Annotated in this window: 12 protein-coding genes and 2 tRNA genes; 13 read left to right on the top strand and 1 reads right to left on the bottom strand. The window is 45.6% G+C overall.

Translation table 11 applies throughout. The features are described 5' to 3' along the window. Positions 1–207: 207 nt before the first annotated feature. Complete coding sequence (gene yhbY / locus ACRRS0_RS16260; RefSeq protein WP_432452172.1) at positions 208–504, bottom strand: ribosome assembly RNA-binding protein YhbY; 297 nt, start codon at positions 502–504, stop codon at positions 208–210. A gap of 114 nt (positions 505–618) precedes the next feature. On the opposite strand from yhbY, the gene rlmE reads away from it, so the two are divergent. The 13 genes from rlmE (at position 619) to rpsO (ending at position 12,814) form a co-directional block, all read left to right on the top strand. After that, positions 619–1,248: a 23S rRNA (uridine(2552)-2'-O)-methyltransferase RlmE gene (gene rlmE, locus ACRRS0_RS16255; RefSeq protein ID WP_432452173.1), complete on the top strand. Its 630-nt coding sequence runs from the start codon at positions 619–621 to the stop codon at positions 1,246–1,248. A 47-nt stretch (positions 1,249–1,295) separates the two neighbouring features. Continuing rightward, the gene (gene ftsH, locus ACRRS0_RS16250) at positions 1,296–3,218 is read left to right on the top strand and encodes an ATP-dependent zinc metalloprotease FtsH (RefSeq protein WP_432452174.1); all 1,923 of its coding nucleotides are present in this window, start codon (positions 1,296–1,298) and stop codon (positions 3,216–3,218) included. Positions 3,219–3,279: 61 nt separating this feature from the next. Further along, on the top strand, positions 3,280–4,110 hold the full coding sequence (folP, locus tag ACRRS0_RS16245; protein ID WP_432452175.1) for a dihydropteroate synthase: 831 nt from the start codon (positions 3,280–3,282) through the stop codon (positions 4,108–4,110). Further along, entirely contained in the window at positions 4,110–5,447 is a 1,338-nt protein-coding gene (gene glmM / locus ACRRS0_RS16240) for a phosphoglucosamine mutase (protein WP_432452176.1), read from the top strand. The genes folP and glmM overlap by 1 nt, the downstream gene beginning before the upstream one ends. A gap of 171 nt (positions 5,448–5,618) precedes the next feature. Further along, positions 5,619–5,963 (top strand): preprotein translocase subunit SecG, encoded by a 345-nt coding sequence (gene secG, locus ACRRS0_RS16235; RefSeq protein WP_432452177.1) that lies wholly within the window; start codon positions 5,619–5,621, stop codon positions 5,961–5,963. A gap of 8 nt (positions 5,964–5,971) precedes the next feature. Further along, positions 5,972–6,057: transfer RNA gene (locus tag ACRRS0_RS16230), tRNA-Leu, on the top strand. Between the two features lie 54 nt (positions 6,058–6,111). After that, positions 6,112–6,188, top strand: a tRNA-Met gene (locus ACRRS0_RS16225). Between the two features lie 145 nt (positions 6,189–6,333). After that, positions 6,334–6,792 carry a ribosome maturation factor RimP gene (gene rimP, locus ACRRS0_RS16220; protein WP_432452178.1) on the top strand — a complete coding sequence of 153 codons (459 nt, stop codon included), beginning with the start codon at positions 6,334–6,336 and terminating at the stop codon, positions 6,790–6,792. Positions 6,793–6,804: 12 nt separating this feature from the next. Continuing rightward, entirely contained in the window at positions 6,805–8,301 is a 1,497-nt protein-coding gene (gene nusA / locus ACRRS0_RS16215) for a transcription termination factor NusA (RefSeq protein ID WP_432452179.1), read from the top strand. A gap of 23 nt (positions 8,302–8,324) precedes the next feature. Continuing rightward, positions 8,325–10,976, top strand: a complete 2,652-nt coding sequence (gene infB / locus ACRRS0_RS16210) for a translation initiation factor IF-2 (RefSeq protein ID WP_432452180.1) — start codon at positions 8,325–8,327, stop codon at positions 10,974–10,976. Between the two features lie 91 nt (positions 10,977–11,067). Beyond that, the gene (gene rbfA, locus ACRRS0_RS16205) at positions 11,068–11,496 is read left to right on the top strand and encodes a 30S ribosome-binding factor RbfA (protein WP_432456153.1); all 429 of its coding nucleotides are present in this window, start codon (positions 11,068–11,070) and stop codon (positions 11,494–11,496) included. Further along, positions 11,496–12,443 (top strand): tRNA pseudouridine(55) synthase TruB, encoded by a 948-nt coding sequence (gene truB, locus ACRRS0_RS16200; RefSeq protein WP_432452181.1) that lies wholly within the window; start codon positions 11,496–11,498, stop codon positions 12,441–12,443. Before rbfA ends, truB begins: the two co-directional genes overlap by 1 nt. A gap of 101 nt (positions 12,444–12,544) precedes the next feature. Continuing rightward, entirely contained in the window at positions 12,545–12,814 is a 270-nt protein-coding gene (gene rpsO / locus ACRRS0_RS16195; RefSeq protein WP_432452182.1) for a 30S ribosomal protein S15, read from the top strand. Positions 12,815–12,931: the final 117 nt, after the last annotated feature.

Below are 12,931 nucleotides of genomic sequence, written 5' to 3'. Positions count from 1 at the left end.
GCAATCGATGGGAGCATACCCGCGAAAAAAGCTGGGTGTTGCTCTTAAACTAACGCGTTGTTTCTCGCATCATTGATGACTTGCTGCAGTAACCGCCATCAGAGTTGGTTAATTTCATGCAAAATAGGGTGCTAGCCAGCATCCAAGCTCAGCGTTTTCTCAAGTACTGAAATTTGCAGTATAAAAAAGCGGCTATTGCCGCTTTTTTTATTTCTTAGGTAATTCTATTTTTTGCGCTTCACTCGGGCGGTAAAGAATTAAAATGTGACCAATCACTTGGACCTTGACCGCTTCCGCCTTGCTGACGATGGTATCGGCAATTAATTGTTTCATTTCTCTGTCGTCGGTTGCAATTTTCACCTTAATCAGCTCGTGATGCGCCAAGGCGATATCAATTTCTGCTAGAATTCCTTCGGTGAGTCCATTCGACCCAAGCATCACAACTGGCTTAAGGTTATGAGCCAAGGATTTTAGGTGCTGTTTTTGTTTGTTAGTCAGTCGCATGAAACTTTCTGCTTACTCGGGGTTGAAAAAGGCACATTCTAGCGCCATCTATGGATGAATACTATTTTATAATCACTATACGGTGTGGTTTTGTAACTATAGTGGAAACTATCTGTGACCAATAAAAAACATACGGCGAGCTCCAAACGCTGGTTAACCGAACATTTTGATGATCATTATGTTCAAAAAGCTCAGAAACTTGGGCTGCGTTCTCGCGCAGTGTTTAAGATAGAAGAGATCCAAAATAAAGATAAGTTATTAAAACCTGGTATGACGGTGGTTGATTTAGGTGCCGCTCCTGGCGGTTGGTCGCAATATTGTGTTGAGCAACTGGGCTTGAATGGGCATGTAATTGCTTGCGATATCTTACCAATGGACCCGATTGCTGGCGTTGATTTCTTATGCGGAGATTTTCGTGAAGAAGACGTGTTAAATGCTCTGCTCGAACGAGTCGGTGAGAAGAAAGTAGATGTGGTGCTTTCTGATATGGCACCGAATATGAGTGGTAATAGTAATGTTGACCAATCACGAGCGATGTATCTGGTTGAGTTAGCTTTAGAGATGTGCCGGGAAGTATTAGCCCCCAAAGGCTGCTTTGTGGTGAAGGTGTTTCAAGGTGAAGGCTTTGATCGATATCTGCAAGATGTGCGTTCTATGTTCAGTAGTGTAAAAACGCGCAAACCAGATTCCTCTAGGGCTCGCTCTAGAGAGGTCTATATAGTAGCTAGTGGCTTTAAACTATAGTACGCTAGGTAATAATTCGTATTTAAATAACCGATGAGGTTTTCGTCTTGAGTGACATGGCAAAAAATCTGATTCTGTGGCTAGTGATTGCGGTTGTATTGATGTCCGTATTTCAAAGCTTTAGTCCTGATTCAAACAATGGTCGGCAAATGGATTACTCAACCTTTGTTAAGGATGTGAATCAAGAGCAGATCCGTGAAGTGAGAATTAGTGGGCAAGATATTAAAGGTACTAAGCGTACTGGCGAGCAGTTTACCACCATTATTCCTTTACACGACAAAGACTTACTAAATGATTTGATTAATCATAATGTGAAAGTGTTGGGCGAGCAGCCAGAAGAGCAAGGCATGTTGGCGCAGATCTTCATCTCGTGGTTCCCTATGTTACTGCTTATTGGGGTATGGATATTCTTCATGCGTCAAATGCAAGGCGGCGGTGGTAAAGGGGCAATGTCTTTTGGTAAAAGCAAAGCACGCTTGATGAGCGAAGATCAAATTAAGACTAATTTTGCTGACGTAGCTGGTTGTGATGAAGCAAAAGAAGAAGTTGCTGAGTTAGTCGATTACTTGCGTGACCCAACTAAATTCCAAAAACTGGGCGGAAAAATTCCCACTGGTATTTTGATGGTAGGTCCTCCTGGTACAGGTAAAACGCTACTCGCCAAAGCGATTGCTGGTGAAGCAAAAGTACCTTTCTTTACCATTTCTGGTTCAGACTTCGTTGAAATGTTTGTTGGTGTGGGTGCCTCACGGGTACGAGACATGTTTGAACAAGCTAAAAAGTCAGCGCCCTGTATTATTTTCATCGATGAAATCGATGCAGTTGGTCGCCAGCGTGGAGCTGGTCTCGGCGGCGGACATGATGAGCGTGAACAGACTTTAAACCAAATGTTAGTCGAAATGGATGGTTTTGAAGGTAACGAAGGGATTATTGTGATTGCGGCAACCAACCGCCCCGATGTACTTGACCCCGCTTTGTTACGTCCTGGTCGATTTGACCGTCAGGTCACTGTTGGTTTACCAGATATTCGCGGTCGTGAGCAGATCCTTAAAGTCCATATGCGTAAAGTGCCTTTAGGCGATGGCGTCGATCCAAGTGTCATTGCTCGTGGAACGCCTGGTTTTTCTGGTGCCGATTTGGCTAACCTGGTCAATGAAGCCGCATTATTCGCTGCTCGTGGTAGTAAGCGAGTGGTCGCCATGGAAGAGTTTGAAAAAGCCAAAGACAAAATCATGATGGGTGCTGAGCGCAAGTCAATGGTGATGACTGAAAGCGAAAAAGAAATGACAGCCTATCACGAAGCGGGTCATGCGATTGTTGGCCGCTTGGTGCCAGAGCATGATCCAGTTTATAAGGTGAGTATTATACCACGTGGCCGCGCACTGGGGGTAACCATGTACCTGCCTGAGCAGGATCGGGTGAGCCATAGTAAACAGCATCTTGAGAGCATGATCTCGAGTTTGTATGGCGGACGCCTCGCGGAGCGGATTATTTATGGTGATGAGAAAGTTTCCACAGGTGCCAGTAATGATATCGAACGCGCCACTGAAATTGCTCGTAAAATGGTGACTCAGTGGGGCCTGTCGGAATCGATGGGGCCATTGTTGTACGCTGATGAAGAAGGTGAAGTGTTCTTAGGGCGTACTGCAGCGAAAACCAAGCATATGTCCGACGATACTGCGAAAGCCATTGATCTTGAAATTCGCTCGGTCATTGATCGTAATTATCACCGTGCTGAATCCTTGCTTGCAGAAAATATAGATATTTTGCATGCCATGAAAGACACCTTGATGAAATACGAGACGATTGATGCGAAACAGATTGATGATTTGATGATGCGTAAAACGCCTCGTCCACCAGCGGATTGGGATGATGGAGACACTCCTTCTAAAGCGGATATTAAGCCAGATGACAACTCGTCTGATTCGGTAGATCAGCCTAAGTCTATGGGCGAAGATCCAGCACAGTAATTGCTCATTGAGCTATTAGCCCTGTAAGTTACTTACAGGGCTTTTTTATAAGTAAAATGATATGACACAATCCTTTCAAATTGGCCCTCACCAATTCACTCGTCCAGTTATCATGGGCATTCTTAATGTTACCCCTGATTCATTTTCAGATGGTGGTCAGTACCTCTCTAAGCAGCGGGCATTGCAGCGAGTTGAACAAATGTTGGCTGAGGGTGCCGACATTATCGATATTGGCGGGGAATCAACTCGCCCTGGCGCGCCAGCGGTGAGCCTAGAAGACGAATTAGCCCGCACCGTAGACTTAGTTGCGGCGATTAAACAGCGCTTTTCATGCCTGGTATCTATCGATACCAGCAAGGCTGAAGTGATGCGTCAAACGGTATTAAATGGCGCTGACATGATTAATGACATTTGTGCACTGAGTCAGCCTCAAGCATTGGAAGTCGCGGCAGAGCTAGCGGTACCCGTTTGCTTAATGCATATGCAAGGGCAACCAAGAACCATGCAGGCGAATCCAGAATATAAGGATGTTGTTACAGAGGTGATTGATTATCTAAAAATGCGAGTTGAGAACTGTGTAGCAGTAGGAATCGTTCGTTCTAATATAATTGTTGATCCTGGCTTTGGTTTTGGTAAGAGCGTACAGCATAATTATCAACTGTTAGCGCGCTTAGCCGAGTGTCAACAGTTGCAACTGCCAGTGTTGGCCGGTATGTCTCGTAAAAGCATGTTTGGTAAGTTGCTGGATCGGCCGACGGAACAGTTGTTGGCTGCGAGTATTGCCGGCGTTATGCTGGCTGCTGAACAAGGGGCGCAGATCTTTCGTGTGCATGATGTGCAAGCCACGGCTGACGCTTTAAAGGTTTTTTCTATGGTACAGATGAGTAAATAATGACAAGAAAATATTTTGGCACGGATGGTGTCCGCGGTAAGGTGGGTGATTACCCAATTACCCCAGAATTTGCATTAAAATTGGGTTGGGCTGCAGGGAAGGTATTGTCGAGTACTGGTACTCGAAAAGTATTAATTGGCAAAGACACGCGGATTTCTGGTTATATGTTGGAATCGGCCCTAGAAGCAGGTTTATCCGCAGCCGGTGTTCAAGCCAGTTTTGTGGGGCCTATGCCCACTCCTGCGGTGGCTTATCTAACACGCACCTTTAGAGCCGAAGCTGGCATTGTGATTAGCGCTTCACATAATCCTTATTACGATAACGGCATTAAATTTTTCTCTGCGGGTGGAACCAAGTTACCTGACGATGTTGAACTGGCGATTGAGGCAGAGTTGGACAATCCCATGACTTGTGTCGATTCAGCCAGCTTGGGGAAGGCCAGACGTATTGAAGATGCAGCTGGTCGTTATATCGAATTTTGCAAGAGTACGTTTCCTAACAAATTTAGTCTCGCGGGCTTAAAAATTGTGGTTGACTGTGCGCATGGTGCGACTTACCACATTGCGCCGAAGGTCTTCAGTGAACTGGGTGCCGAGGTTGTCGCTATTGGTAACCAACCCAATGGATTAAACATCAATGACAAGTGTGGTGCGACCGATACCCGTTTATTGGCGGAGCAAGTATTAGAGCATCAAGCAGATTTAGGAATTGCCCTCGATGGTGATGGTGACCGCGTCATGATGATTGACCAATATGGTGTCGAAGTTGATGGTGATGAGATCCTTTATATTTTAGCCAAAGATGCCCAGTTAGGTCAGCGCCTAAGCGGTGGTGTTGTGGGGACTCTGATGAGTAATTTGGCGCTTGAGCAAGCCTTTTTGGGCATGGATATTCCGTTTAGTCGAGCCAAAGTTGGTGACCGCTATGTCATGGAGCAGCTCTCAGAGAAAGGTTGGTCTTTCGGTGGAGAAAACTCAGGACATATTATTTGTTTAGGACATACCACCACCGGTGATGGTATTGTTGCCGCCTTACAAGTATTAGCGGCGATGTTGGCTCAAAAGCAAAGCCTACGTGGTTTGTTGGCTGAGCTCACTCTTTATCCTCAGTTATTGGTGAATGTTCGTTTTAAAGGCGAGTCGGATCCCTTAAATAGTGAACTGGTTAAATTAGCGCAGGCGAAAGCTGAACAACAATTGGCCGATAGTGGTCGAGTTTTATTGCGCAAGTCTGGAACCGAGCCGTTATTAAGAGTGATGGTCGAAGGGGCTGATTCAGCTCTGGTTGAACAATGTGCCAATGATATTGCCGAAGCCGTGCGCGCCGCATGTGCTTAATATTTGTTTGAAGTGCACGATATTTAAACGGTTGAACGAAGAATGTGACTTTTTTTAAGTTGTTGCTTGTATTAAACGCATAGGTTCGCTAATATCTCGCCCGCTTTGGTGACTTGTGTTTCACTAATTGACGGTCGGAATAATGACCGACCCACACTTAGGTGAAAGAGAATGTACGAAATTTTATTAGTAGTTTATTTGTTAGTGGCATTGTCGTTGATTGGTCTCGTATTGATCCAACAAGGCAAAGGCGCTGATATGGGTGCATCTTTTGGTTCCGGTGCATCTAACACAGTATTTGGTTCTTCTGGTTCAGGTAACTTCCTAACTCGTTCAACCGCTATTTGTGCAATGTTATTTATTCTTATCAGCTTGGCGTTAGGCAACCTTTCAGCCAAACAAAGTAAACAAGTTGATGAGTGGAGCGATTTGTCTCAGCCAGTTGCTGAGCAAGTAGTACCTGAAGGTGATGTACCAGCATTGCCGGCTACACCAGGTAGTGACGTTCCAAACTAGTTTAAACTGCCGAGGTGGTGGAATTGGTAGACACGCTACCTTGAGGGGGTAGTGTCCTATGGACGTGCGGGTTCAAGTCCCGCTCTCGGCACCAATAGTTATTTTTGCATCCTTGACGAGTGATTGGTATAATCTTCGGCAATTCGGACGCGGGATGGAGCAGTCTGGTAGCTCGTCGGGCTCATAACCCGAAGGTCGTCGGTTCAAATCCGGCTCCCGCAACCAACTATTCAACACCTGGTGTGAATAGTTTTTAAAGGCTCAGAAATTTAAAAGCCCCGCTTCATCGGGGCTTTTTGTTATTTTTTCGCCGCACCTTAGGTGCTAGAACTGGGCTATTACGCCCTTTTTTTGTTTCTGGAGGGAAACCTTGGCAACTGTAGAACAAAGACTCACTGACATGCTTACACCAGCGGTTGAAGCGCTAGGGTTTGAGTTGTTAGGCATCGAATACGTAAGTGCTGGCAAGCATTCTATTGTTCGTCTTTTCATCGATCATGAAGATGGGATTAATGTAGACAATTGCGCGGATGTTAGTCGACAAGCTAGCGCCATATTGGATGTAGAAGATCCAATTAGTACAGAATATAACCTTGAGGTGTCATCTCCTGGTTTAGAGCGTCCTCTGTTTAAAGCAGAGCATTATCAACGTTTTATTGGCGAAATTGTATTTATTCAATTACGTATGCCAGTGAGTAACCGTCGAAAATGGCAGGGCGAAATCATTGCTGTTGAAGACGACACCGTCGTGCTCGCAGTTGCATCAGAACAACATCGGATAGCGCTAGGCAACGTGCAAAAAGCGCATCTAGTTCCCCAATTTGATTGAAGAGGGTGAGGAATGAACAAAGAAGTCTTGTTGGTTGTTGACGCGGTATCGAATGAAAAAGCATTGCCGCGCGAGAAGATTTTTGAAGCTATGGAAGTGGCTTTAGCTACAGCAACCAAGAAAAAATACGAAGGTGATATCGAAGTTCGTGTCGATATTGACCGAAAAGACGGTAGTTTTGAAACGTTCCGTCGCTGGCGAGTGGTAGAAAATCAAGAAGCCATTGAAAATCCATATCGTGAAATCACCCTAGATGCGGCTCAATATGAAGAGCCTAGCATCGAACTTGGTGATTACGTTGAGGAACAAATTGAGTCGGTTGTATTTGACCGGATTACCACGCAAACAGCTAAGCAAGTTATTGTTCAAAAAGTACGTGAAGCAGAACGTGCTCAAGTGGTCGAACAGTACTTTGATCAAGTGAATGAATTAGTAACCGGTATTGTTAAAAAAGTAAGCCGCGAAAATATCATTGTTGATTTAGGCAACAATGCAGAAGCGGTTATCCATCGCGAAGAATCGCTACCGCGTGAAGCGTTTCGCCCCGGTGACCGAGTACGCGGTTTGCTATACGAAGTGAAGCCGGAAGCTCGCGGTGCTCAGTTATTTATGAGCCGTACTCGTCCGGAAATGTTGATTGAGTTATTCCGCATTGAAGTTCCAGAAATCGCTGAAGAGATGATCGATCTCGTCGCGGCTGCTCGTGATCCTGGTTCTCGTGCAAAAATTGCGGTGAAGAGTAATGACCGACGCATTGACCCTGTGGGTGCTTGTGTTGGTATGCGTGGTGCACGTGTTCAAGCCGTCTCGGGTGAGTTGGATAATGAGCGTGTTGATATTGTATTATGGGATGACAACGCCGCACAGTTTGCGATTAACGCAATGGCTCCAGCGGAAGTTGCTTCTATCATTGTCGACGAAGATAGCCATTCTATGGATATCGCCGTTGAACAAGATAATCTAGCTCAAGCAATTGGCCGCAACGGTCAGAATGTTCGTTTGGCTTCACAGCTTACTGGCTGGGAACTGAACGTAATGACAGTTGAAGAGGCAAATAACAAGCATCAAGCGGAAGCACAAAAAGCCATCGATACTTTTATTCAATACCTTGATATTGATGAAGAGTTTTCAACGGTACTGGCTGATGAAGGTTTTACCACTTTAGAAGAGATCGCTTACGTACCAGTGAATGAGCTGTTAAGTATTGATGGTCTTGATGAAGACACAGTTAATGCCTTGCGTGAACGAGCCAAGGCGGCATTGGTGACCGAAGCTTTAGCGAAAGAAGAGTCTTTGGATAATGCTGAGCCTAGCGAAGAATTACTCGCTCTCGAGGGAATGGAGCGCCACTTGGCATTTGTTATGGCAAGTAAGGGGATTGTGACCCTTGAAGATCTCGCAGAACAAGGGATTGATGAGCTAGAAGATATTGAAGAATTGTCGGACGAAAAAGCCGGCGAACTAATTATGGCTGCCAGACAGATTTGCTGGTTTGGCGACGAAGAATAAGGTCGACGGAGGATAATAGCCCGATGACAGAAGTTTCAATTAAACAACTCGCGACCGACGTGGGAACAAACGAAGATAAGCTAATTCAGCAATTTGCAGATGCAGGCATTCAGAAATCTTTAACGGACTCGGTGACTCAAGAAGAGAAAGCTAAGCTTCTTGAGCATCTAAAACAACAGCACGGCGAAGAGAGCTCTCCAAGCCGTATGACACTTAAACGCACCACCAAGAGCACCTTGAGTGTCGCGGGTAGCGGCGGTAAGCGCGCAGTGCAAGTTGAAGTGCGTAAAAAACGCACTTATGTCAAACGTAGCACCGTAGAAGAGCAAGCGAAACAAGAAGCCGAAGAAAAAGCGCGTCTTGAAGCGGAAGAACAAGCACGTTTAGTTGCAGCTGAAGCGGCTAAGAAAGCGGCTGAAGAAAATGCTAAGCGCGAAGCTGAAGAAAAAGTGAAACGCGAAGAAAAAGCTGCCGCTGCAGCGAAAGCCGCTAAAGCGAAGGAAGCTGAGAAGCAACAGGCCGATGCAGCAAAATCACCAGAGCAATTAGCTGCAGAGAAAGAAGCGGCTGATATTTTACGCAAGCAAGAAGAAGCTGCAGTGGCTAAAGCTGAAGCTGAAGCTGAGAAAAAAGCAGAAGAAGCTAAAAAGCTAGCGATTGAAAACGCTGCGCGCTGGGCTGAAGAAGAAAAACTACGTAAGAAGCGAGAAGAGTCAGCTGATTACCATGTAACAACGTCTACTTATGCGCGTGCTGCTGAAGATGAGCAAGAGCAAAAAGCCGAAGCTCCTCGTCGTAAGAAGCGTAAAGCGAAGCAAAACGACGATAACAACTCTCGTCGTGGTGGCCGCAAAGGAAACAAACGTCAAGTGGCTACGCCTACAGCAATGCAGCATGGTTTTAACAAACCAGCTCAACCAGTAGAACGTGAAGTGCGCATTGGTGAAACCATTTCTGTCGGCGAGCTAGCCTCTAAAATGGCGGTAAAAGCGACCGAAGTCATTAAAGCGATGATGAAGATGGGTGCAATGGCAACCATTAACCAAGTCATCGATCAAGAAACTGCAACTTTGGTTGCTGAAGAGCTTGGTCATAAAGTGGTGCTGGTTAAAGAAAACGCGCTTGAAGAACAAGTGATGCAAGAAGCTGAATCGACGGGTGAGAAAACAACCCGTGCGCCAGTTGTGACCATCATGGGCCACGTTGACCACGGTAAAACATCCTTACTTGACTATATTCGTCGCGCTAAAGTTGCCGATGGTGAAGCTGGCGGTATCACCCAGCACATTGGTGCTTACCATGTAGAAACTAATGGTAACATGATCACCTTCTTAGATACTCCGGGACACGCGGCGTTTACCTCTATGCGTGCTCGTGGTGCTAAGTCGACTGATATCGTGGTATTAGTCGTTGCTGCTGATGACGGTGTGATGCCACAGACTGTAGAGGCCGTCCAGCACGCTCGCGCAGCTGGCGTTCCGTTAGTGGTTGCTGTGAACAAGATGGATAAAGAAGGCGCTGATCCGGATCGGGTCAAAAATGAGCTTTCTCAACACGAAGTTATCCCAGAAGACTGGGGCGGTGATGTTCAGTTTGTTCACGTCTCGGCGAAAAGTGGTGAAGGGATCGATGAGCTTTTAGAAGCCATTGTATTGCAGTCTGATGTATTAGAGCTTACAGCGAGTCATGTCGGTGCTGCATCGGGTGTGGTCATCGAATCTCGTCTTGATAAAGGCCGCGGCCCGATAGCTTCAATCTTGGTTCAACATGGCCAATTGAAACGTGGTGACATTATACTTTGTGGTTTAGAGTACGGACGTATTCGCGCCATGAAAGATGAAAATGGTAAAGACATCGAAGGTGCCGGACCGTCTATTCCTGTAGAGATTCTTGGTCTCTCTGGTGTTCCGCAAGCGGGTGATGAAGCAACGGTTGTTCGTGATGAGAAAAAAGCGCGTGAAGTTGCCTTGTATCGCCAAGGTAAATTCCGTGATGTGAAACTAGCGCGTCAGCAAAAATCTAAACTAGAAAACATGTTTGCCAACATGGAAGAAGGTGAAGTTCAAGAATTAAATATTGTCTTGAAGTCTGATGTACAAGGTTCACTAGAAGCGATTTCGGATTCATTGCAAAAATTGTCTACTGATGAAGTCAAAGTTAGTATCATTGGCCGTGGTGTTGGTGGTATTACCGAAACTGATGCGACTTTAGCTGCCGCTTCAAATGCGATTGTGCTTGGCTTTAACGTTCGTGCCGATGCGACCGCTCGCCGTATTATCGAATCAGAAAATGTTGACTTACATTACTACAGTGTAATTTACGATCTGATCGATGAAGTGAAGAGCGCAATGACCGGCCTATTAGCGCCAGAATTCAAACAACAAATTATGGGCTTAGCTGAAGTTCGTGACGTATTTAAGTCACCAAAACTGGGTGCGATTGCTGGTTGTATGGTTCTGGAAGGTAGCGTGAAGCGCTCAAATCCTATTCGTGTATTACGTGATAATATTGTTATCTATGAAGGCGAGCTTGAATCATTACGTCGCTTTAAAGATGATGTGAACGAAGTTCGTAACGGTATGGAATGTGGTATCGGCGTGAAGAACTATAATGATGTTCGTGCTGGCGACCAAATTGAAGTATTTGAGATTGTTGAAGTTCAACGTACACTTTAGGTGTAAGGTTTAACGATATCTCTTAAATGGGGGCTTGCGCCCCCATTGTTGTTTCTACGCTCCCTATGGGAGTGGTATCAGGAGAATAATGATGCCTAGAGAATTTAGCCGTCCAGACCGGGTGGCCCAACAAATTCAGAAAGAAGTCGCGGTGATATTACAACGCGAAGTACGTGATTCCCGTTTAAGTCTGGTCACGGTGTCTGCCGTTGATGTGACCCGTGATTTATCCTATGCCAAAGTGTTTGTCACTTTCTTAGATGACAGCGAAGAAGCGGTTAAAGCTAGCTTGGAAGCGTTAAGTGAACATCAACCCTATGTTCGCCACTTGTTAGCCAAAGCAATGCGTCTACGTGCAGTGCCGGAACTACGTTTCCAATATGATGGTTCTTTACGTGAAGGTTTGAGGATGACTGAGTTGGCGAGTAGCGCAGTGAAAAATGATCAGCAGAAAGCCGCTGCATCGGGTCGTACTCTTGAACAAGAACAATCAGATGAGCAAGCGAAAGAGGACGAGTAATGGTGCAAGGGCGCAGAAAAAAGGGCCGTGCGATTGACGGCATCTTACTGCTAAACAAACCGACGGGGGTGTCCTCAAACGGTATCCTTCAGCGAGTGAAGCGTATTTATTTCGCCCAGAAGGCTGGACACACTGGCGCACTTGATCCACTGGCTACCGGTATGTTACCGATTTGCTTAGGTGAAGCGACTAAATTTTCTCAGTTTTTACTCGATTCGGATAAGCGTTATCAGGTGACGGCTCAGTTAGGTGTTCGAACCAATACTTCAGACTCGGATGGTGAAGTGGTCGACACGCGCCCGGTTCAGGTGACTAAAACTCAAATTGAGCAGACTTTAGATTCATTTCGTGGGCCAGTCAATCAAGTTCCATCGATGTTTTCGGCACTAAAACATAATGGTCGTCCTTTATATAGCTATGCTCGTGAAGGCATCACGATTGAGCGCGAGGCTCGACCGATTACCGTTTACGAGAATAACTTTATTTCTCTTGATGGCGATATGCTGACACTGGATGTTCATTGCAGTAAAGGTACCTATATTCGCACCATTATTGATGATTTAGGTGAGATGCTTGGCTGTGGTGCGCATGTGGTGAAATTACATCGCTCACAGGTGGCTGATTACCCAAGTGAGCGGATGGTGACTCCCGAGCAGCTTGATGCGCTGTTAGAGCAAGCGAATCAAAGCGAGATTGCACCTAAAGAGTTGTTAGACCCGCTATTGTTGCCGATGGATTCGGCGGTTGCGCATTTAGCTGAGGTAAACATTCCTGAAGACTTAGGCGGCTACTTAATGCAGGGACAAGCACTACAAGTTGCCGGTGCGCCGCTGAATGATGTATTTAGAATCACCATTGGTGAGCCTGCTCGTTTTGTGGGAATAGGCCAGCTGAATGATGATGGTTTGGTTGCACCGAAGCGCTTAATTCAGAGCGTCGATAGTTAAGTGTTTCGCTTGCAACTACGAATTTAGCGCTATATAATGCGCGTCCTTCATCGCTGAGTTAGTGATTGGCGATGAGTAAATTTAAATTTTTAGGAGTTAGTATGTCACTAAGTAGCACAGAAAAAGCAGCAATCGTTGCAGAATACGCGCGTGAAGCAGGAGACACTGGTTCTTCTGAAGTTCAAGTTGCTTTGTTAACTGCACAAATCAACCATTTGCAAGGTCACTTCAAGAAGCACATTCACGATCACCACAGTCGTCGTGGTCTACTACGTATGGTTAGCCAACGTCGTAAATTGCTTGACTATTTGAAGCGTAAAAATCAAGCGAGCTATGTTGAATTGATCGCTAAATTAGGTCTACGTCGCTAATCATAGACCTTAGCAAAACAGAATATCTAAAGGGAGCCTAATGGCTCCCTTTTTCGTTCGCTTAATAAAATTCATAAAACCAGCCCGATAACGACGGTTTTAGTAAGGATAAAGTTA

The organism is Agarivorans sp. QJM3NY_29 (genome assembly GCF_050870835.2).
In the GTDB taxonomy this organism is placed as follows: domain Bacteria; phylum Pseudomonadota; class Gammaproteobacteria; order Enterobacterales; family Celerinatantimonadaceae; genus Agarivorans.
Note: the sequence above shows the minus strand (reverse complement) of the source record. Positions and strands in the feature narration are given on the sequence as shown.